This is a genomic window from Streptomyces sp. T39, assembly GCF_008042045.1.
Classification (GTDB): domain Bacteria; phylum Actinomycetota; class Actinomycetes; order Streptomycetales; family Streptomycetaceae; genus Streptomyces.
Genome location: NZ_RDBP01000012.1, coordinates 1419530 through 1440518, shown reverse-complemented (window position 1 = coordinate 1440518; position 20989 = coordinate 1419530). Strand labels below are relative to the sequence as shown.

Here is a 20989-nt window from a genome sequence, read left to right as displayed (position 1 = left end):
GATCAGCCGCTCAGACGCACCGGCATGATCAGGTACTTGTAGGCCTCGTCCGCCTCGGCGTCCATCGCGGGCCGGCCGCTCAGCAGTGCGGGCTTCGTGGAGGTGGTGAAGGACAGCTGGGCCACCGGCGAGTCGATCGCGCTCAGGCCGTCGAGCAGGAAGGTCGGGTTGAAGGCGATCGAGATGTCGTCGCCCTCCAGCTCGGCGTCCACCCGCTCCACAGCCTGTGCGTCGTCGCTGGAGCCGGCCTCGAGGATCAGCACGCCCTTCTCGAAGCTCAGGCGCACCGGGGTGTTCCGCTCGGCGACCAGGGCCACGCGCTTGACGGCCTCGACGAACGGCGCGGTCTCGATGACCGCCACCGAGTTGAACTCGGTCGGGAAGAGCGTGCGGTACTTCGGCAGGTCGCCTTCGAGCAGCCGGGTAGTGGTGCGGCGGCCGGCGCCCTCGAAGCCGATCAGGCCCTCACCGGCGCCGGAGCCGGACAGGGCGAGGGTGACCGTGTCGCCGCTGGTCAACGCCTTGGCGGTGTCCAGGAGCGTCTTGGCGGGCACCAGGGCGACGGCGGACGCCTCCGGGTTCTCCGGCTTCCACAGGAACTCGCGGACCGCGAAGCGGTACCGGTCGGTGGAGGCCAGGGTGACCGTGTCGCCCTCGATCTCGATGCGCACACCGGTGAGGACGGGGAGGGTGTCGTCGCGGCCCGCGGCGATGGCGACCTGGGCGGCGGCGGAGGCGAAGACCTCACCGGGCACGGTGCCCGTGGCCGTCGGCATCTGGGGGAGGGCCGGGTACTCCTCCACCGGCAGGGTGTGGAGGGTGAAGCGGGAGGAGCCGCAGACGACGGTCGCGCGTACACCGTCGGTGGAGATCTCCACCGGGCGGTTGGGCAGGGCGCGGCAGATGTCGGCCAGCAGGCGCCCGGAGACGAGGACGGTGCCGTCCTCGTCGATCTCGGCCTCCACGGAGACCCGGGCCGAGACCTCGTAGTCGAAGCTGCTGAAGCTCAGGGCGCCGTCCTCGGCCTTGAGCAGAAGGCCCGCGAGCACCGGCGCCGGCGGACGGGCCGGAAGGCTCCGGGCCACCCAGGCCACCGCCTCCGCGAGTACATCGCGCTCCACCCGGATCTTCACCGGAACCGCCTCCTGCTGTTGCTGGCTCGCCCTGCTGGCCTTCGTCGTCGGCTTGATGCCGGAGACCAGTCTGACGCACCGCGCCGACACTCGGTGCGGGTCGGGGTCAAGTCAGGACAGGAGGCAGCCGGAGCCCCGGCGCCGAGTTGTGCACAGGACCCCCTTCCAAGCGAATTCCCCGGTAACTCAGAGTGGGAGTAGTAGTAGGTGCTGTGGAAACCGTGGATAACGCCGTTTGAGCAGGTCAGGCCAGGTTTTTTGTCCACTGCGCCTGTGGGCGGCACCCGTGGACAACCCGGTGTCTCTGTGGACACGGGAAAGTTCTGCACACCCGATGCACAGCCCGCCGGTACTTCTCCCCAGTGCCGTCCCCAGCTTTACCCAGGTTCCCCACAGGGCAACCGACCTCCTTGGTGTGACGCCTTTCACTCGACCCGGTGAGCTGTGGTGTTCCGTTGCCGAACAGTGGACAGGGGTGGGGAAAAGCTGTGGGCAACGGACCCCTGCCTGTGGGCTGCCGGTGGACAAGGTGGATCAAGGTCTGTGGACGACGGCTGTGTCCACAGACTGTGGAGATCGTTCGGCCACAAATCCACAACCGGCTGACCTGCCAGGACTCCCCGGACCACGGCGCACCTGTGGACCGGTACGGGACAACTTCGCGGTCCCCAGGCTGTGGAGGGAAAATCACTCCCGAATCTGTGGAGAAGCGACTCCGGCCGCCGGGTATTCGAACACACCCTGTCCGGCTTCGAGGTGGGAGCGGGCTCCGGAACGGCCCTCGGGACACCTCGAAGGCCGTCGCGACCGGCTTTCCCGGGTGTTCCGGCGGCACCGCGCGGTCCCCACGGGGGAACTCCGACCGGCTCTGCGCCACTCTGATGCAGGCCCGGGGCGGCCTCCGTGCGGGGCCTCGTGTCCCTGGTCCGGTGCCCCGTGTCCGGGGCCGGAAAACGCCGAGGGCGCCCGGGGAGCAGGTCCCCGGGCGCCCTGGCAGGCCGCTGCGTCAGCCGTTCTTGATGCGGTTGGTCAGCTCCGTGACCTGGTTGTAGATCGAGCGGCGTTCGGCCATGAGCGCACGGATCTTGCGGTCCGCGTGCATCACCGTGGTGTGGTCCCGTCCGCCGAACTGCGCGCCGATCTTCGGCAGCGACAGGTCCGTCAGCTCCCTGCACAGATACATCGCGATCTGGCGTGCGGTCACCAGCACACGGCTGCGGGACGAACCGCACAGGTCCTCGACCGTCAGCCCGAAGTAGTCGGCGGTGGCCGCCATGATCGCGCCGGCGGTGATCTCGGGAGCGGCGTCCTCGCCACCGGGGATCAGGTCCTTGAGCACGATCTCGGTCAGCCCGAGATCGACCGGCTGCCGGTTGAGCGACGCGAACGCCGTCACCCGGATCAGCGCGCCCTCCAGCTCCCTGATGTTCCGTGAGATACGGGAGGCGATGAACTCCAGCACCTCCGGCGGGGCGTTGAGCTGCTCCTGCACGGCCTTCTTGCGCAGGATCGCGATACGCGTCTCCAGCTCGGGCGGCTGCACATCCGTCGTCAGACCCCACTCGAACCGGTTGCGGAGCCGGTCCTCCAGCGTCACCAGCTGCTTCGGCGGCCGGTCGGAGGAGAGCACGATCTGCTTGTTGGCGTTGTGCAGCGTGTTGAAGGTGTGGAAGAACTCCTCCTGCGTCGACTCCTTGCTCGCGAGGAACTGGATGTCGTCGACGAGCAGGATGTCCACGTCGCGGTACCGCTTGCGGAAGGTGTCTCCCTTGCCGTCGCGGATGGAGTTGATGAACTCGTTGGTGAACTCCTCGGAGCTCACGTACCGCACCCGGGTGCCCGGGTAGAGGCTGCGCGCGTAGTGCCCGATCGCGTGGAGGAGGTGGGTCTTGCCCAGTCCCGACTCCCCGTAGATGAACAAGGGGTTGTACGCCTTGGCCGGTGCCTCGGCGACCGCGACCGCCGCGGCATGGGCGAACCGGTTGGACGCCCCGATCACGAAGGTGTCGAAGAGGTACTTGGGGTTCAGCCGGGCGTGCGGCTCACCGGGCCCCGGCGCGGGGGCCGGCTTCGCGCCCAGCGGACCGGGAGCGCCGGAGGGCACACCGCGGTGTCCGGCCCCCGGCTCCGGCAGGTCGCGCCGCTCGGGCCGCGGGTCGTACTGCTGGCGCTCCGGCGGCTGGGACCGGTAGTCGTGCCGGTCCCTTCCGGACGGGGGCGAGGCGTACAGGTCGCGGTCCTGGAACCCGCCGAGGCGCTGCTGCTGCCAGGACAGGTCCTCCGCGGTGCGCGGCCAGGCGCCGGGCTCGGGCCGCTGCTGGTACTCGGGGTAGGTGGGGCGGACGCCCGGCAGGCCGTCGTCGGCCTCCGGCCGACGGCCGTACGTGTCGTAGGGGTCGTTCTGCCGCGATCCGTCGAAGCCGTCGCTCTTGCGCGGGCTGTCGTACGCGTCGTTCTGGCGGGAGGGCTCGTAGCCGTCGCCCTGCCGGGGCGGTTCGTACCCGTCGTTCTGGCGCGGCGCCTCGTAGCCGTCGTTCTGACGGGCGTCATAGGGGTCGCCGGAGCGGGGACCGTCGTACGGGCCGCCGTCGTAGCCGTCGCCCGGACGTCCGGAGTCGTATCCACCGCCGGTGCGCGAGTCGTCGTGCTGCGGAGCTCCGTAGCGGGAGCCCTGCTGCGGGTGACGGGGAGGCGCCGGCGTGGGCGGCGGGTCTCCCGCCGAGTCGTCCACCGTGATGGCGATACGGATGGGGCGGCCGCACTCACGGCTGAGGGTCTCGCTGATCAACGGCGCGAGCCGGCCCTCCAGAACGCGCTTGCCCCATTCGTTGGGGACGGCGAGCAGCGCCGTGTCGGCCACGAGGGCGAGTGGCTGGCAGCGCTCGATCCACTGCTTGTCCTTGGGCTCGACGCCCTGCTGGCCCTCGTCGAGGAGCTGCTCCAGCACTCGTGGCCACACTGCGGCAAGATCGGCAGGTACGTCAGCCACAAAGCACGCTCTCTCGCAGGTCCCACGAATGTGTGGTTCTCGGGACGGGATAGGAAGACAGGCAGGAAAAGAATGGGAGTCCAGCCACGGTAGTCGCGCCGACTCGTGCGGTTCAAGTTGTTGTCCACAGCCTGTGCACAGCGACCCCCGCCGATGAGCTGGTTTGACCGGATGGCGTAGCCGCGCGTACCGTGACCAGGTCGAGTTGTCGATGGCTGCTGCCGCCTGCCTCCGATGGGCAAAGATCACGATCAGTGATCGTGAAGCGGTGCACTCGGGCGTAAACGCGAGCTACTCGTGGGCGCACGGTGACAGCCAGGCGATGTCCCGCCACCAACGATTCATTTCTGGAGCCCCCGAGTGAGCAAGCGCACCTTCCAGCCGAACAACCGTCGTCGTGCGAAGACCCACGGTTTCCGCCTGCGCATGCGTACCCGCGCCGGCCGCGCCATCCTGGCGAACCGCCGCAGCAAGGGTCGCGCCAACCTGTCCGCCTGATCGCCTAAACAGGTCATGACGTGCTGCCTACCGAGAATCGGCTGAGGCGGCGCGAGGACTTCGCGACTGCGGTACGCCGAGGACGCCGGGCCGGACGCCCGCTCCTCGTCGTCCACCTACGAAGCGGTGCCACGGACCCGCACGCGCCTGGGGAGAGCGCCTCCCCGACGTGTGCGGGTTTCGTCGTGAGCAAGGCCGTCGGTGGCGCCGTCGTGCGTAACAAGGTCAAGCGGAGACTGCGTCACCTCATGCGCGATCGTCTGTCCCTCCTGCCCCCCGGTAGCCTGGTGGTCGTACGGGCGCTGCCCGGTGCGGGTGACGCCGATCAAGCACAGCTGGCCCGAGACCTGGACGCCGCTCTGCAGCGGCTGCTGGGAGGGGGCGCGCGATGAAGTACCCACTGCTGGCGCTGATCAAGATCTATCAATGGACGATCAGCCCGCTGCTGGGGCCTGTCTGCAGGTATTACCCGTCGTGTTCCCACTATGGATTTACGGCCATCGACCGGCATGGCGCGGTGAAGGGTACGGCCCTGACCGCCTGGCGGATCCTGCGGTGCAACCCGTGGTCGCCGGGCGGTGTGGATCATGTGCCGCCGCGCAAACGCCCCCGATGGCACGAAATGCTGCGCGATGCCCTGCGCGGCAGCAAGGGCGGGCACTCCGCCGCCGATGTGCCTGCCCCGGGATCGGCACACGAACCCCCGAGCCCGGCCGCAGAGACCTCGCCCAATGCTCAAGGAGCCTGATTAGTGGACACGATTGCCAGCATCTTCAGTTTTATCACCACACCCGTCTCGTGGATCATCGTCCAGTTCCACAGCCTGTACGGGGCGATCTTCGGCCCCGACACGGGCTGGGCCTGGGGACTGTCCATCGTGTCCCTGGTGGTGCTCATCCGGATCTGTCTGATTCCGCTCTTCGTGAAGCAGATCAAGTCGACCCGGAACATGCAGGCGCTCCAGCCGAAGATGAAGGCGATCCAGGAGCGCTACAAGAGCGACCGGCAGCGTCAGTCCGAAGAGATGATGAAGCTGTACAAGGAGACGGGGACCAACCCCCTCTCCTCGTGCCTTCCCATCCTCGCCCAGTCGCCGTTCTTCTTCGCGCTGTACCACGTGCTCAGCAAGATCGCCTCGGGTGACGAGATCGGTGTCCTCAACCAGAGCCTGGTGGACAGCGCCCGGCAGGCACACATCTTCGGTGCCCCGATCGCCGCGAAGTTCATGGACTCCCCCGAGAAGGTCGAGGCACTCAACGCCTCCCTGACGGACGTCCGCATCGTCACCGCGATCATGATCGTCATGATGTCGGCGTCGCAGTTCTTCACCCAGCGTCAGCTGATGCAGAAGAACGTCGACCTCACGGTCAAGACGCCGTACATGCAGCAGCAGAAGATGCTCATGTACATCTTCCCGGTGATCTTCGCGGTCATGGGCATCAACTTCCCCGTCGGTGTCCTCGTCTACTGGCTGACCACCAACGTGTGGACCATGGGCCAGCAGATGTACGTCATCAACCAGAACCCCACGCCCGGCAGCAAGGCCCAGGACCAGTACCTCCAGCGCCTGGTCAAGTCCGTCGTGGCTCACGGCGAGGTCCGCTCGCGTCGCAAGCGCACCATCGTCCAGATGATCGTCGCCAAGAGCACCGCCGACCGTAACGACAACGAGCGCCGCTTCATCACGGGCCTGGCCAAGGCCGGTCTGGCCGCACAGGCCGACGGCACCGTGATCAAGAGCGACACGGCGACGGCGGACGCGGAGGGCGGCAGCGCCGCGCAGCGCCGCCAGCAGCCGAAGCGCCAGTCCAAGTCGCAGCGTCAGTCCACGCCCACCGGCAGTGCCGCGGCCAAGGGCTCGGGCGACACCACCGACGCGAAGCCCTCCCTCGAGAAGGGCGGCGCGGAGGGAACCAGGTCCAAGGCGTCCGGCGGCAAGGCCGCCGGCTCCGCTCGCCAGCCCAAGTCCGGACAGCGCAAGGGCCCGCAGCGCCCGAAGCACCCGTCGTCCAAGAAGTAAGAAGGAGTCCATCCGTGACGGAAGGCACCATCTCCGCCCCCGAGGGTGGCGACACCCTGACCCGGCTCGAGCAGGAAGGCGAGATCGCCGCCGACTACCTCGAGGGTCTGCTGGACATCGCCGATCTCGACGGTGACATCGACATGGACGTCGAGGCGGACCGGGCAGCGGTCTCGATCATCAGCGATGCGGGCACCAAGGACCTCCAGAAGCTCGTGGGCCGGGACGGCGAGGTGCTCGAAGCCCTGCAGGAGCTGACGCGCCTGGCCGTGCACCGGGAGACCGGAGACCGCAGCCGGCTGATGCTCGACATCGCGGGCTTCCGGGCCAACAAGCGCTCCGAGCTGGCGGAGCTCGGGGCCAAGGCCGCGAGCGAGGTCAAGTCGACCGGAGAGCCCGTGCAGCTCGACCCGATGACGCCCTTCGAGCGCAAGGTCGTGCACGACGCGGTGGCAGCCGCGGGCCTGCGCAGCGAGTCCGAGGGCGAGGAGCCTCAGCGCTTCGTCGTCGTACTCCCTGCCTGATCCGCTTGTCGTGTCGGCCCCGTCTGTTCGCAGGCGGGGCCGATCTTTGTCAGCCTGATAGTCAGCCCACCACAGTCCCATTGCGGCAGTGCGGTACGGAAGGACGGTTCCCGTGACGGAGGCAGAGGAGCTTCCTCAGGCGCCCCAGGAGGCGCGGACGGTTTTCGGAGAGTTCTTTCCGGAGGCCGTGAGGTATGCGGAGCTGCTCGCGGATGCGGGGGTGAAGCGAGGGCTCATCGGGCCTCGTGAGGTGCCCCGGCTGTGGGAGCGGCATCTGCTGAACTGCGCCGTCCTCTCCGAGGTGGTACCGGAGGGCGTGACGGTCTGCGATGTCGGGTCCGGCGCCGGGCTTCCGGGCATCCCGCTGGCTCTGGTGCGGCCCGACCTGAAGATCACGCTTCTCGAGCCGCTGCTGCGCCGGACCAACTTCCTCCAGGAGGTCGTCGAGCTGCTGGGCCTCGATCATGTGACGGTGGTCCGCGGGCGCGCCGAGGAGATGCTCGGCAAGGTGCCGCCCGTCCATGTGGTGACCGCCCGGGCTGTCGCTCCGCTCGACCGGCTGGCCGGCTGGGGAGTTCCGCTGCTCCGTCCCTACGGCGAGATGCTCGCCCTCAAGGGGGACACCGCCGAGGAGGAGCTCCAGGGAGCGCGCGCCGCACTGAGCAAGCTCGGTGTGGTCGAGACGTCCGTCCTCCAGGTGGGTGAGGGGATCGTCGACCCCCTGTCCACCGTGGTGCGCGTGGAGGTCGGCGAGAGCCCCGGTGGGGTGAGGTTCGCCGCCAAGCGCGCCAAGGCGGCGCGGACGAGCCGCACCCGGCGGCGCCGATAGCCGACCCGGCGCTGAGCCATACAAGCTTCCATAGGTACGCATTTCGGAGTGTCGTCCCGGCCCGGTCCTGCGGCGCGTGCATCGTGTTTCACGTGAAACGTCGCTCACTGCTGCAGGGAATCATCAGCCGCGGCCGTGCTGCCGCCCCGATGAAGGGCCGTAAGCCCCTCGTGCGGGCTACGGAGTTGTCCACAGAGGTGGATTCCTCCACAGAACCACGGGCCTCGCTGGTTCACGACCCCGAAAGCATGGCAGGCTCTCTTCATTGCGAGCCTGATGTCGAGGAGAGTGAATCCTTGCGGTCCGACGCCAACATCGCGGGACCGATGACCGATCCGGTCCCCGGTCCCCGTACCGAGTTCACGGCGGAGGATGTTTCACGTGAAACACCGCCGCCGATGGACGACACCCCCATTGGCCGTGCTGCTCAGCTGGCCGTGGAGGCGCTGGGGCGTGCCGGTGAGGGGCTGCCCCGGCCTGAGCACACCCGTGTCATGGTCGTTGCCAACCAGAAGGGCGGCGTCGGGAAGACCACGACCACGGTCAATCTCGCGGCATCGCTGGCCCTGCATGGCGCGCGCGTCCTGGTGGTGGACCTGGATCCACAGGGCAACGCCTCCACGGCGCTGGGGATCGACCACCACGCGGAAGTCCCCTCGATCTACGACGTCCTGGTGGACAGCCGACCCCTCTCCGAGGTGGTCCAGCCCGTCCCCGACGTCGAAGGACTCTTCTGCGCCCCCGCCACCATCGACCTCGCCGGTGCGGAGATCGAACTGGTGTCGCTGGTGGCGCGGGAGAGCAGGCTTCAGCGCGCGATCCAGGCGTACGAGCAGCCCCTGGACTACATCCTCATCGACTGCCCTCCGTCGCTGGGACTGCTCACCGTCAACGCCATGGTCGCCGGGGCCGAGGTGCTCATCCCCATCCAGTGCGAGTACTACGCGCTGGAAGGCCTCGGTCAGCTGCTGCGCAATGTGGACCTGGTGCGCGGCCACCTGAATCCCGCGCTCCATGTCTCGACGATCCTCCTCACCATGTACGACGGCCGTACCCGGCTCGCGTCGCAGGTGGCGGAGGAGGTCCGCAGCCACTTCGGCGAAGAGGTACTGCGGACCAGCATTCCGCGCTCTGTGCGGATCTCGGAGGCGCCGAGCTACGGGCAGACGGTTTTGACCTACGATCCGGGTTCGAGCGGTTCCTTGTCCTACCTCGAAGCCGCCCGGGAGATCGCCCTGCGTGGCGTGGGGGTCCGCTACGACCCGCAGCACGCCCACGCGGCTCAGAACAATCAGCAGAACATGTCGGAAGGGATCCAGTGAGCGAGCGACGTAGAGGGTTGGGGCGTGGGCTCGGTGCGCTGATCCCGGCGGCTCCCCAGGAGAAGCAGCCCGCCCCGTCGACCGGGACCTCGTCTCCCGCTGCGGCGTCCGTGCTGACCTCGGACCGCGGTGTGGCCGCGGCCAAGGTGACCACACTTCCTGCGGCGACGTCCGCGCCGGACGCCACCGCTCCTGTCCCGGCGCAGACTCCGCCCGCCACGACGGAGCCTGCCGGCGCCCACTTCGCCGAGGTGCCGCTCGACGCGATCACGCCCAACCCTCGCCAGCCGCGCGAGGTCTTCGACGAGGATGCGCTGGCCGAGCTGATCACCTCCATCAAGGAGGTCGGTCTTCTCCAGCCGGTCGTGGTCCGTCAGCTGGGGCCGGATCGCTACGAGCTCATCATGGGCGAGCGCCGGTGGCGGGCGTGCCGTGAAGCGGGCCTGGAACGGATCCCCGCCATCGTCCGGCACACCGAGGACGAGAAGCTTCTGCTGGATGCCCTCCTGGAGAACCTCCACCGGGCGCAGCTGAATCCTCTGGAGGAGGCGGCCGCCTACGACCAGCTTCTGAAGGACTTCAACTGCACGCATGACCAGCTGGCCGACAGGATCGGACGCTCGCGTCCGCAGGTGTCGAACACCCTGCGTCTGCTGAAGCTCTCTCCGCCGGTCCAGCGTCGTGTGGCTGCCGGGGTCCTCTCGGCCGGGCACGCACGGGCGCTTCTCTCCGTGGACGACACGGAGGAGCAGGACCGGCTGGCCCATCGCATCGTGGCCGAGGGGCTGTCGGTGCGTGCGGTGGAGGAGATCGTCACGCTTCTCAACGCGGACCAGAAGAGCCCGACGCGGCCTAAGGGTCCCCGTGCCGGTACTCGGCTCTCTCCGGCTCTGAGCGACCTCGCCTCCCGCCTCTCGGATCGCTTCGAGACCAGGGTGAAGGTCGATCTGGGGCAGAAGAAGGGCAAGATCGTCGTCGAGTTCGCGTCGATGGAGGACCTGGAGAGGATCCTCGGGACTCTCGCTCCTGGCGAGGGCAAGGTCCTGGACAGCGGTCCGGGCGGAGAGCCGGCCGAGGACGAGGATCTCTGAGACCCGGCTGCTCACCCGGTACGGAGGGCGGGTGGTGTTCCTTCACCGGAACACAACCCGCCCTTTGCCGTTGTGCGGTACCCGGTGTCGGGGCTGGGTGGTTACGATGCGTTCTGGTATGACGCATCCACTGTGGGGCATCCCAGAAAGAGGGCGGGGGTCATGCGCGAGGTGAGCCGCGGCCAACTGGTGACGGCAGGCCTGGGACTCGGAGTCGTGGGCGGGTTCGTCAGCAGCCTGCTGCGCGAGAGGAGCGCGCTGGCCGCCGCGCTTGGCGCGGCACGTCAGGGAAGCGAGGAACAGCCTTCATGGGGCGTCGGCTCGTACCACTCACGCTGGACAACCTTTCGGACCTTCCCCAGCGCTGCCGCTCGTGCGTCTTCTGGGAGCTTGATCCGGTCAGCGGGGAAGCCGCGGTAAGAGCGGGCACCGCGCAGGAGGAGAAGGAGTCCTGGATCTCCGGGGTCCTTCTCGACTGGGGGTCGTGCGGCCGGGTCGTCTATGTCGACGATGTGGCGGTCGGCTTCGTGCTCTATGCGCCGCCTGCCTATGTTCCCCGGTCCCTTGCCTTTCCCACCAGCCCGGTCGCCGCGGATGCGGTGCAGCTCATGACGGCGTGGGTGATGCCCGGCTATCAGGGACAGGGGCTGGGGAGGGTGATCGTGCAGACGGTCGCCAAGGATCTGCTCCGCCGCGGCTTCCGGGCCATCGAGGCGTTCGGTGATGCCCGTTGGAAGGAGCCGGCGTGTGTGCTGCCCGTCGATCACCTGCTGGCGGTGGGCTTCAAGACGGTACGCCCCCATCCGAGACACCCACGGCTGCGGCTGGAGCTGCGAACCACGCTCTCCTGGAAGGAGGATGTGGAGCTGGCTCTGGACCGTCTGCTGGGTGCGGTGCAGAAGGAACCGGCACTGCGACCGCTGTGAGCGGATCGTTCGTGCACATGCGTAGGGCCCACCCCTGAGGGTGGGCCCTACGTGTTTCACGTGAAACAGCGGCGGTCGACTACTCGCCGAGGAACGCCTCGAGGTCGCGCACGATCGCGGCCTTCGGCTTGGCGCCGACGATGGTCTTGGCGACCTCGCCGTTCTGGTAGACGTTGAGGGTCGGGATCGACATCACGCCGTACTTGGCGGCGATGGCCGGGTTCTCGTCGATGTTGAGCTTCACGACCTCGATCTTGTCGCCGTGCTCGGCCGCGATGGCCTCGAGCGAGGGCGCGATCTGACGGCACGGGCCGCACCAGGCTGCCCAGAAGTCCACCAGCACGGGCTTGTCGCTCTTGAGGACGTCCTCTTCGAAGGAGCTGTCGGTCACGTTCTTCAGGGCGCCGGCCACGGCGGCCTCCTTAACTTCTTCTCTGCGGGGGTGGGAGGAAAGCAGTCGAGTCGTCAGACGACGGGCGTCTTCTCGGGCTCGGCGGTCTTGTCGCTGTCCGAGAGCGCGGCGAGGAAGCGCTCGGCGTCCAGGGCGGCGGAGCAGCCGGTGCCGGCAGCCGTGATCGCCTGACGGTAGGTGTGGTCCACCACATCGCCCGCACCGAAGACACCGGTGAGATTGGTCCGCGTCGACGGAGCCGCCACCTTCAGGTAGCCCTCGTCATCGAGCTCGAGCTGGCCCTTGAACAGCTCGGTACGCGGGTCGTGGCCCACGGCGATGAAGAGACCGGTGACGGCGAGCTCCGACGTCGCGCCGGTCTTGGTGTTGCGCAGCGTCAGGCCGGAGAGCTTCTGGTCGCCGTGGATCTCCGCGACTTCGCTGTCCCAGGCGAAGGAGATCTTCGGGTCGGCGAAGGCACGGTCCTGCATGGCCTTGGAGGCGCGCAGCGTGTCCCGGCGGTGGACGATGGTGACCGACTTGGCGAAGCGCGAGAGGAAGGTCGCCTCCTCCATCGCGGTGTCACCGCCGCCGATCACGGCGATGTCCTGGTCCTTGAAGAAGAAGCCGTCGCAGGTGGCGCACCAGGAGACTCCGCGCCCGGAGAGAGCGTCCTCGTTCGGGAGACCGAGCTTGCGGTGCTGCGAACCGGTGGTGACGATCACGGCCTTGGCGCGGTGCACGGTGCCGGCGGTGTCCGTGACGGTCTTGACGGTCCCGGTGAGGTCCACGGCCACGACGTCGTCCGGCACCAGCTCGGCGCCGAAGCGCTCTGCCTGGGCGCGCATGTTGTCCATCAGGTCCGGGCCCATGATGCCGTCGCGGAAACCGGGGAAGTTCTCCACATCGGTCGTGTTCATCAGCGCGCCACCGGCGGTGACTGCGCCCTCGAACACCAGCGGCTTCAGCGAAGCACGCGCGGTGTAGAGGGCAGCCGTGTAGCCCGCGGGCCCGGAGCCGATGATGATCACGTTACGAACGTCGCTCACGGGTTTCTTCCTCGTCTCTGGGGACTGCCTACTGCCTACGGGGCTGCTTCATCGCTCTCACCCCACCCAACGGATCCTAAGGGGCGCGCATTCCCGCAATCGCACAGCGGCGCTGGCGGTCTCTCAGTCCCGGGGGAAGGCCCTGGTGAGAAGCAGATCCCCGGCAGGCGTACCGGACGCGTCCACACAGGCGGCATCGACCACGTAGGCCTGGACCCGTGTGGCATCGGAGGGGTGCGGCAGAACCACGAGGTAGGCATCGGTCCCGGCGTAGCGGCCCTCCTCGAAGGCGAGGGGCTGGTCCGTGCGGCCGGTGCCGCGCTGGACGCAGGGCGGCACGGGGGCCGTGGGCGAACTCTTCGGAGAGACGGCAGGGCTGTCGGCTTCGGCCGAAGGGGCCTTCTCGATCCTCGGTTCCGCGGAACTGATGCCGACCGACAGCAGCGTGTGCACGCGCTCCTGGACCGGCTCTCCCGAGAACTCGCCCGCATCGCCGGAGGCCGCGCTGACCGAGGCGTCCTTGGCGGCACCCGAGTCGGCCGACATCTGGGTGCCGGACTGCAGCAGGATGACGCTCATGCCGAGAGCGGCCGCGCTCAGCACGGCACCGAGCACGGCCGTCCGGCGACGGGGTCGGCGGCTCCGGCCGGGACCGGTGGCAGCACGCGGGCGTCCGGCCGGCCGGTCGGCGGAAGGCGCGGGGACGGCGGGAGGCGTGGGGGCATCGGTCGATGTTTCACGTGAAACATCGACCGGGTCGGCCGGAGCCGTGGCGCTCAGCAGGGCCTCCGCGGCGAGGGCGGCATCGATACGGCCGGCGACATCGGCCGGCATACGGCTCGGGCCGGGCAGCGTCCCCAGCAGGCCCCGGATCTGCTCCAGCGAGGCATGCACCTCGGCGCAGAGGACGCAGTCGTCGAGGTGCCGGCGCAGCTCCGCGGCCCGGGACGGTGGGAGGAGACCTTCGGTGAGGTCGGAGATCTCCGAGACGTCAGGGTGCCGGTTCGCGTCGGTCGAGGATGTCACGCGCGCCCACCTCCACCTTTCACCGCAGCCGGACCGTTGGGTCCCGGCTTTTTCGCTCCCGACTCCGGTGGGACGGATGTCCCTGCCGTCCGGTTCCTTCCCCCGTCGTCCACGGGGATATCCGAGCCCTCGGCTCTCAGATGGCTGACCATGGGCAGCAGGCGTGCCCGGCCGCGGGCGCAGCGGCTCTTGACCGTCCCGGTCGGGACATCGAGGATCCGGGCGGCCTCCGCCACCGGGTATCCCTGCATGTCCACCAGGACGAGTGCCGCCCGCTGGTCCTCGGGGAGCCGGGCCAGGGCGGCGAGCAGCTCCCGATGGAGGTCACCGCGCTCCGCGGGTGCCTCGGCGGACTCATGCGGTTCCAGCAGCTGTTCCAGCCGCTCGGTGTCGTCGACGGGGGACGTCTTGCGGGAGGCGGCCTTGCGGACCCGGTCGAGGCAGGCGTTCACCGTGATGCGGTGCAGCCAGGTCGTGACCGCGGACTGCCCACGGAATCCCGCCGCGGCCCGGAAGGCGGAGACGAAGGCGTCCTGGACCGCGTCGGCGGCTTCCTCCCTGTCCCCCAGGGTACGCAGCGCCACGGCCCAGAGCCGGTCGCGATGCCGGCGCACCAGCTCACCGAAGGCCTCCGGGTCCCCGGCGACGTGGAGTGCCAGGAGATCCTGATCGCTCCGGTCGCCGAGTGTCTCGTCGTTCAACGGTGAGCCCCCTCCCCTCTGCTCCGTCAGCCGGTGAAGGAGACGTCCGTGATCCCCTGCTTGTAACCGGCGTCGCTGAACCCGTCCTGCGGCGAGTGCGGCATCGCCGTCATCCACAGGAGCACGTACCGGCTCGAGACGGACTCCTTGCCGTCCTTGCTCCTCAGTTCGAGCGCCGATCCACCGGTCCGGCCCGTCGCGATCTGCTTCATCGAACCGACAGGGCCGGAAGGCGAAAGGGAATCAGCGGCATAGAGGCTGATCGTGGTGTGCTCTCCCCCGTAGCGCAACGCTATGGAGGAACCCGTGACAGTTTTTTCACTGCCGAGGTCGAAGACGATCCCGACGCCCTGCTTCACCGACGGGGCGAACTCAGGCCCGTCGAAGTAGGACTTGGTGCGCCAGTAGCTGGAGGGATCGCTGTCGTAGGTGGCGCCCACGTTCGCGGAGTTCTGCGGAGAACCGTCCGGGGCGTACTCCTGGGCGGCCTGGACCTTCAGGGGTGTCGGTGCGGCCGGCTTGTCGTTCTCGCCGTCCGTGGTGGACGTCTCGGAGGACGGAGTCTCCCGGGCCCCCTTGTTGTCGTCCAGCAGCTTGTCGGCGACCTGCCAGCTGCCGAGCCCGAGCGCGGCGATCAGCAGGGCCGAGACCGTCCACTTCAGCGCCCTGCCGGTGCGGCTCTCGAGCGGCGCCGGGGGCACCGGAGCCGACTGGGTGACGGCGGCGCCCGGGCGAGCCGGGGGACGTCCGTAGGTGCCTTGCTGGTACGTCGTGCGCTGGTAGTCCGGTGGTGCCGCGAACGTCGGCTCCGGCGGGCGGATCCGGGGCATCGCCGCAACCGCCTTCGCCAGTTCGTCCGGCGTGGTGCACGGCGGCTCCTGACGGGATGCCGTGGCCCCGTCGTTGACGAGCGCCCGCATGGCGAGCTCGGACAGGCCCCGGTGGACGCCAGCCCTCACCTGGTCGGGGGCGACCAGGCCGACCCCCTTGGGGAGGCCCGACAGCCCGTAGGCGTCGTTCTCGTACGGCCAGCGCTGGGTGAGCGCCGCGTAGAGAAGGGCGCCGATGGCCTCGGTGTCGGTGCGCTGCGGACGGTCGGCGGAGATACCGCGCAGTGCCGCGTTCACGGCGAGACCGCGGATGCGGTACTGGCCGGTGGAGGTGCGCAGCACGGCCCCCGGGGTGAGCCGGAGGTGGGCGAGCCCTTCCCGGTGGGCCGCGGTCATCGCGAGCGCCACCTGCTCGACCAGCTGGTAGGCCTCGTGAGGTTCCAGAGGGCCTGCCGCGAGCAGCGTCGTCAGTTCGACGGCGTCCGGAAGCCATTCGTGAACGACATAGACCAGCTCGTTCTCCTCGACGGCGTCCAGCACTTGGACGAACCTGGGGTCGCCGAGGAGAGCCGAGGAACGGGCGGCGGCGAGGACGGACCGAGCGCGCGGATGGTCCGCGGGCAGCAGATGCACGCCGACGGCTCGGCGCAGCTTCTCGTCGACGGCACGCCAACTGCTGAAACCGTCCAGACGGGTGACGCACTCCTCGAGCCGGTAGCGCTTGGCGAGCTTGTGGCCGCTGTGCAAGTCGGGCGTCGCGATCGGAGGTTCGGCTCCCTTTTCCCCGCCGTCCGTTTCCTCCGGCGCGTTCGTCTCCGGAGTCTTCTGGGATTCAGCCGCCCCGTCGGTCGTGGCCTCGCGCTTCTGCGCTGTCAGCGGTTCTTCCCCGCCGTTGTCGGCCACGTCGACGGCAGCCGTGCTACGTTCCGCCACCGTCGTTCCTGCCTCCCCATCCATTGCGCCGTACTCAAACGCCATGCCAATTGTGCCCACAGTCGGACGCTATGCACGACACACGGCGTCCGACGATGGTTGTGCCAGGACCGGATCGTCCTATCGTCCGAGACGTCCGCGGACCATTCCGACCAGGGCGTTGAGCTCCGCGATGCGCATCTTCTTCGCCGCGACGAAGAAGATGCCCAGCAGGACGATCCCGCCGATGACCAGTGCGACCAGGGAACCGCCGGCCCCGCTGCCGAGCAGGGTGGTGATCCCGTAGGCCACCGCGCCGCCGGCGATCGCGGCGGGAACCGAGGCCATCGACAGCCGGGCGTAGGTCCGCGTCACATGGGAGCCGTCCAGGTCTCCGCCGAGACGCTTCTTGAGCCGTCGCCAGGCGACGCCCACGCCGACCGCGTAGGCGAGGCCGTAGGAGGCGCCCATGCCCACGACCGCCCACTGGGCGGGGAGCAGCGCGTAACAGAGAGCGGACGAGCCCGCGTTGACCGCGGCGACGATCACCGTGTTGTAGAAGGGGGTGCGGGTGTCCTCGTACGCGTAGAAGCCACGCAGGACGACGTACTGGACGGAGTACGGGATCAGACCGAGGCCGAAGGCCATCAGGATGAAGCCCATGCCCTGGGCGGCCTGGTGGCCGCTGGAGGCGAACAGCAGCGTGGACATCGGGACGCCCAGCGCGAGGAACGCGAAGGAGACGGGGACGATCGCGACCGCGGAGTTGCGCAGGCCCTGGGAGATGTCGTCGCGCACGGCGCCCGGGTCTCCGTCGTGGGCGGCGCGGGAGAGCCGCGGGAGGAGGGCGGCCATCACCGAGACGGTGATGATGGCCTGTGGCATGCCCCAGATCAGCTGGGCATTGGTGTAGGCGATGAAGCCGGCGCCCTGCTTGCCGGAGGCCTCACCGGCCGCGGTGGCCAGCTGGGTGACGACGAGGACACCCGCCTGGTTGGCGAGGACGAAGAGCACGGTCCACTTGGCGAGCTTGACCGTCCTGCCCAGCCCGTGGCCCTTCCAGTCGAAGCGCGGACGGAACCGGAACCCGGTCTCCCTCAGGTACGGGATCATCGCCAGGGCCTGGACGACCAGGCCGAGGAGGGTGCCGATGCCGAGGAGGCGGACGCCCTCCGGCGGAATCGTCTGGACGCCCATCTGGGACTCGGCCGAGGTCCCGTAGACCCAGATGAAGAGACCGAACGTGGTGATCATGACGATGTTGTTGAGGACCGGGGTCCACATCATCGCGCCGAACTTGCCCCGCGCGTTCAGGATCTGGCCCATCACCACGTGGATGCCCATGAAGAAGATGGTGGGCAGGCAGTAGCGGGCGAAGGTGACGGCCACGTTGTTTGCCGCCGGGTCGCTCGCGATCGTGTCCGACATCAACTGGACGAGGAGTGGCGCGGCGAAGACGGCGATGGCGACGATGGCGCCCAGCGCCACCATCACGAGGGTCAGCAGACGGTTGGCGAATGCCTCGCCGCCGTCCTCGTCGTTCTTCATCGCCCGGACCAGCTGCGGGACGAAGACGGAGTTGAGACCGCCGCCGACGGTGAGGATGTAGATCATCGTCGGCAGGGTGTACGCGACGGTGAAGGTGTCACCGAGCAGGGCGGCACCGAGCGCGGCCGTGATCACCAGGCTGCGCACGAATCCGGTGAGGCGGGAGACCAGGGTTCCCGCCGCCATCACGGCGCTGGACCTCAGCAGCCCGGAGGCGCGCCCGGCCGGCTTCTTGGGGGGCACGGGCACGGGATCGGGCTCGGGGGCCGGCGCGGGGACGCCCGCGGCCTGCTGGTCCCGGAAGAGATGGGCGAAGGCGTCGGGCTCCGGCTGCTGCTCTCCGGCCCGGGTGACCAGGTCGTCGACACCGGTGAACTGCGTGGTCCGCGCGTCGTCCCCGTACGGCAGATGGCGCGAGGGCCCGTCCGGCTCGGGCGGAGGGGTCTGTGCCCAGACCCGGGGGTCCGGAGCGTACGGCGATGTGGGGGGCTGCTGGTAGAGGGGGTTCGGCGCCTCGTAGCTGCCCGGGGGCGGCGGCGGGTGCGCCGACCGGTCGTAGAGGGCTTCCGAGACCGGGTCCTGGGCGGAGAGATCCTGGGCCGCGTAGGGATCGGGGTGGTACGCGTCCTGGAGATACGGGTCGTGGGCGTACTGATCCTGGGCGTACGGGTCCTGCGGGGCGTAGGGATCGTGGGGAGGCTGATGAGGCGTCGGGCCCTGGCCGGACGGGTTACCGCCCGCGCCCTGACCGCGGTCACCGTCATACGGCGCGTTCATGACTACCCCACCTCATCGTCCCCGGCCGACCGGCCACGACATCGCTCAACGGTCCACTTTCTCACCAGCGCCGGACGGGTCGGCGCTTTCCGGTCGGGTGTCAGGTGACAGGTCACTCGCCTGCCCGGGATCCGGGCCGTCGCCGGCCTGGGTGACAGGGTCGCCGGTCCCGGCGTCCGGCGTCCCCTCGGCCGCTTCCTCCGCGGTCCTCTCGCCGGAGCCGGCAGCATCGAGCGCGGCTGCGCGACGTCGCTGGGTGTACATCCTGATCCCCGCGAGGACGAGGAGCAGCACCCCGCCGGCGATGACGAGCATCACCTGGGGCGTGATCTCCGAGACCTTCACGGTGAAGGCCATGGAGTCGCCGTAGGGGGTGCCGTCCTTGGTGAAGAGCTGGGCGGTCATCTGGACCTGACCGTTAGCATTGGCCACGGCGGGGAACTTCACCGTCTGGCTGTGTCCGCCGCCGACCCGGACCGGTTGTTCCGCCATGGCCTTGTCGTCGAGCCCGAGCCGGGTGGGGCTCTGCGAGGTCAGCCGCAGCACCAGGTCGTCCACGCCCTGGACCAACTGGTTCTGCACGGTGACCGGGATCATCGCGCTGCGGCCGGAGAGCGTCACATCGGACTTCTGGATCAGCTGGACCTCTTCGGTGAGGTTCTTGAGATTGGTCTGCACCCCGCCGCGGTACTGCTGGGCGCCCTGCGGGTTGCCCCGCCAGGACGTCGAGAGCTGGCGGTCGATCGCCCGGCCGAAGGGGGTGCTCACCCGGTCAGCCTGGGTGAGGATGCCCTCGAACATGTCCAGGTTCTTCTGGGTTCCGCTGATCTCGCGGAACGTCTCGACGGGCATCTCCTGCTTGCGGAGCTTGGCCGGGTATTCGGAGGCGCGGGGCACCCGGGTGTTGGCGTCGGCGTCGGGCTTGGCCTCGGCGGCGGCCGGCAGGTCGAGGGGCTGGGTCCAGCGCTTGCCGTCCAGCGCCTGCAGGGCGCGGGCCATGCTCTGGGCCTGGGCGGCCGTGGGCATGCGCTGAGGGGCGACGACGATGCTGCGCTGCTTCTCCGGGTCCTGGAGGGTCAGGGCGAGCGTCTGGGCGAGGAACGTCTGCACGGCGAGCGCGGAGTCGTCCGCCCTGGTCATGTCGCCCTGGAAGGCCTTGGAGAGCCGTGAGTCGGCCACCACGGCCGTGGTGCCGCCTCCGATGGGGCGCGCGGCCGTCGGGGTGTACGGGAGGTCGTCCCCGATGCTGTCGCTGCGGGCGATGACGTTGTCGGCGCCGGCGGAGGTGGCCACGTCGACGATCGCGGCGTCGACGGCGCCGTCGACGGGCCAGGCGAAGTCCACCGACGGCGTGGTGAGGAGCGTCGACTCCACGGTGGCCCTGGCGACCTCGGTGGCGGGCTGCAGATGGCTGAGCGAGCCGGGCACGGCCTTGCCGCGGTGGGCCAGGGAGGCCAGGTCCGGGTCGGCGAAGGGCAGGGCCACGACCTTGCGGCCCTGCACGGCCTTCCCGAGGTCGTTCAGCCAGCTCTGGGCGATCTTCTGGTTCTTCTCGCTGCCGGGAACCGTGGTGTCGCCCTGCCGGACGACATATCCCTCGGCCATGGCGTCGACCGTGGCCAGCAGATCCGGGTCGACGACCCAGGTGACGGGCAGCTGCGTGCCGAGCGAGACCATCTGCTGGAGGCGCCCGCCGGGGGACAGCTCGGCGACCAGCGACTCGTCCTCGAACACAGGGGTCTGCTGCTCGTCGGAACCGGTCTCCGAGGTCAGATGCGTGGTCGAGATCAGCGGCCAGAGGTAGGTGAGCTGCGTCCGCTTCTCGGTCGCCTCCGGCTGCCAGGGCAGGAAGGTCCGCTCGATGCCGAGCACCTGGTCGAACGGGAGGGCCGCGGTCCGGCCCGTGAGTGACACCCCGAGCTGGTAGACCCCGCCGTTCTCGTCGAGGTCGAGCTCGCCTGCCGGGACGGAGAGCGAGAAGTCCTGGCTCACGCCGGCGGCGAGCCGGGGGATCTCGAGCGCGTACTTGTCGTCGATCCGCGATCCGTCGAGGATCGGGTCGAAGACCCTGCCCTCCGTCACGCGCTCCGTGGCGCGGTCGATGGCGGCACGGCCGGTGAGCTGCTGACCGACGCGAAGATCGACATGGGCGTCGGTGATCGCCTGCTTGCCGCGGTTGATCACCGTTCCCGAGATCCTGATCGTGTCCTTCTCGCCGGGAGAGGCGGGCGTCATCGTGTTCAGGGACACATCGACGGTGCTGCTGCCGACGGCCTCCTGAGCGGTGGCGGCCGGGGTGCCCGGACCCCACAGGAGCCCGGCCACGAGCGGTAGTCCCGCGATCACGGAGGCTGTGCGCCGCAGCCACCGGCGGGCCGGAGGAGTACGCATCCCCTGGGTGTCTGCCGCCTCGGCCACGCGCT

Annotated in this window: 18 protein-coding genes; 9 read left to right on the top strand and 9 right to left on the bottom strand. The window is 69.2% G+C overall.

All coding sequences use genetic code 11. From position 1 onward, the window contains the following. Window positions 1–2 precede the first annotated feature (2 nt). Together dnaN and dnaA are read right to left on the bottom strand one after the other, a co-directional pair. On the bottom strand, window positions 3–1133 hold the full coding sequence (gene dnaN / locus EAO77_RS07445) for a DNA polymerase III subunit beta (protein ID WP_147987257.1): 1131 nt from the start codon (window positions 1131–1133) through the stop codon (window positions 3–5). Between the two features lie 1006 nt (window positions 1134–2139). Then, window positions 2140–4122 (bottom strand): chromosomal replication initiator protein DnaA, encoded by a 1983-nt coding sequence (gene dnaA / locus EAO77_RS07435; protein ID WP_147987256.1) that lies wholly within the window; start codon window positions 4120–4122, stop codon window positions 2140–2142. Between the two features lie 360 nt (window positions 4123–4482). Between dnaA and rpmH the strand changes: the two genes are divergently transcribed. The 9 genes from rpmH to EAO77_RS07385 all read left to right on the top strand — a co-directional run bounded on the left by rpmH (window position 4483) and on the right by EAO77_RS07385 (window position 11332). Then, entirely contained in the window at window positions 4483–4620 is a 138-nt protein-coding gene (gene rpmH, locus EAO77_RS07425) for a 50S ribosomal protein L34 (protein WP_018846094.1), read from the top strand. 20 nt (window positions 4621–4640) lie between these two features. Further along, on the top strand, window positions 4641–5012 hold the full coding sequence (gene rnpA, locus EAO77_RS07420; protein ID WP_147987255.1) for a ribonuclease P protein component: 372 nt from the start codon (window positions 4641–4643) through the stop codon (window positions 5010–5012). Beyond that, window positions 5009–5368: a membrane protein insertion efficiency factor YidD gene (yidD, locus tag EAO77_RS07415; RefSeq protein ID WP_147987254.1), complete on the top strand. Its 360-nt coding sequence runs from the start codon at window positions 5009–5011 to the stop codon at window positions 5366–5368. Before rnpA ends, yidD begins: the two co-directional genes overlap by 4 nt. 3 nt (window positions 5369–5371) lie before the next feature. Further along, window positions 5372–6640 carry a membrane protein insertase YidC gene (gene yidC, locus EAO77_RS07410; RefSeq protein WP_147987253.1) on the top strand — a complete coding sequence of 423 codons (1269 nt, stop codon included), beginning with the start codon at window positions 5372–5374 and terminating at the stop codon, window positions 6638–6640. A 14-nt stretch (window positions 6641–6654) separates the two neighbouring features. Next, window positions 6655–7164, top strand: a complete 510-nt coding sequence (locus EAO77_RS07405) for a protein jag (RefSeq protein WP_147987252.1) — start codon at window positions 6655–6657, stop codon at window positions 7162–7164. A gap of 112 nt (window positions 7165–7276) precedes the next feature. Then, on the top strand, window positions 7277–7993 hold the full coding sequence (gene rsmG, locus EAO77_RS07400) for a 16S rRNA (guanine(527)-N(7))-methyltransferase RsmG (RefSeq protein ID WP_147987251.1): 717 nt from the start codon (window positions 7277–7279) through the stop codon (window positions 7991–7993). Between the two features lie 248 nt (window positions 7994–8241). Continuing rightward, window positions 8242–9315, top strand: a complete 1074-nt coding sequence (locus EAO77_RS07395) for an AAA family ATPase (RefSeq protein ID WP_147989010.1) — start codon at window positions 8242–8244, stop codon at window positions 9313–9315. Further along, window positions 9312–10406 carry a ParB/RepB/Spo0J family partition protein gene (locus EAO77_RS07390; protein ID WP_147987250.1) on the top strand — a complete coding sequence of 365 codons (1095 nt, stop codon included), beginning with the start codon at window positions 9312–9314 and terminating at the stop codon, window positions 10404–10406. The genes EAO77_RS07395 and EAO77_RS07390 overlap by 4 nt, the downstream gene beginning before the upstream one ends. 308 nt (window positions 10407–10714) lie before the next feature. Then, window positions 10715–11332, top strand: coding sequence for a GNAT family N-acetyltransferase (locus EAO77_RS07385; protein WP_147987249.1), 618 nt, complete (start codon window positions 10715–10717; stop codon window positions 11330–11332). A gap of 79 nt (window positions 11333–11411) precedes the next feature. Here EAO77_RS07385 and trxA read toward each other — a convergent pair whose 3' ends face one another. The 7 genes from trxA to EAO77_RS07350 all read right to left on the bottom strand — a co-directional run bounded on the left by trxA (window position 11412) and on the right by EAO77_RS07350 (window position 20984). Continuing rightward, complete coding sequence (gene trxA, locus EAO77_RS07380) at window positions 11412–11744, bottom strand: thioredoxin (RefSeq protein ID WP_147987248.1); 333 nt, start codon at window positions 11742–11744, stop codon at window positions 11412–11414. A 53-nt stretch (window positions 11745–11797) separates the two neighbouring features. Then, entirely contained in the window at window positions 11798–12772 is a 975-nt protein-coding gene (trxB, locus tag EAO77_RS07375) for a thioredoxin-disulfide reductase (RefSeq protein ID WP_147987247.1), read from the bottom strand. A gap of 123 nt (window positions 12773–12895) precedes the next feature. Continuing rightward, the gene (locus EAO77_RS07370; protein ID WP_147987246.1) at window positions 12896–13798 is read right to left on the bottom strand and encodes a hypothetical protein; all 903 of its coding nucleotides are present in this window, start codon (window positions 13796–13798) and stop codon (window positions 12896–12898) included. Next, window positions 13795–14499 carry an RNA polymerase sigma factor SigM gene (sigM, locus tag EAO77_RS07365; protein WP_147987245.1) on the bottom strand — a complete coding sequence of 235 codons (705 nt, stop codon included), beginning with the start codon at window positions 14497–14499 and terminating at the stop codon, window positions 13795–13797. The genes EAO77_RS07370 and sigM overlap by 4 nt, the downstream gene beginning before the upstream one ends. 26 nt (window positions 14500–14525) lie before the next feature. Continuing rightward, window positions 14526–16262 carry a protein kinase family protein gene (locus EAO77_RS07360; protein ID WP_147987244.1) on the bottom strand — a complete coding sequence of 579 codons (1737 nt, stop codon included), beginning with the start codon at window positions 16260–16262 and terminating at the stop codon, window positions 14526–14528. A 120-nt stretch (window positions 16263–16382) separates the two neighbouring features. Continuing rightward, entirely contained in the window at window positions 16383–18566 is a 2184-nt protein-coding gene (murJ, locus tag EAO77_RS07355) for a murein biosynthesis integral membrane protein MurJ (protein WP_147987243.1), read from the bottom strand. 45 nt (window positions 18567–18611) lie between these two features. Then, a complete protein-coding gene (locus EAO77_RS07350) occupies window positions 18612–20984 on the bottom strand; it encodes a DUF6049 family protein (RefSeq protein ID WP_147987242.1) in 2373 nt (790 codons plus the stop codon). Window positions 20985–20989: the final 5 nt, after the last annotated feature.

Excerpts from the sequence above, each read along its gene's own strand:
- murJ (WP_147987243.1), bottom strand. The coding sequence starts at position 18,566 with ATGAACGCGCCGTATGACGGTGACCGCGGTCAGGGCGCGGGCGGTAAC.
- yidD (WP_147987254.1), top strand. The coding sequence starts at position 5,009 with ATGAAGTACCCACTGCTGGCGCTGATCAAGATCTATCAATGGACGATC.
- EAO77_RS07395 (WP_147989010.1), top strand. The coding sequence starts at position 8,242 with ATGGCAGGCTCTCTTCATTGCGAGCCTGATGTCGAGGAGAGTGAATCC.
- EAO77_RS07385 (WP_147987249.1), top strand. The coding sequence starts at position 10,715 with ATGGGGCGTCGGCTCGTACCACTCACGCTGGACAACCTTTCGGACCTT.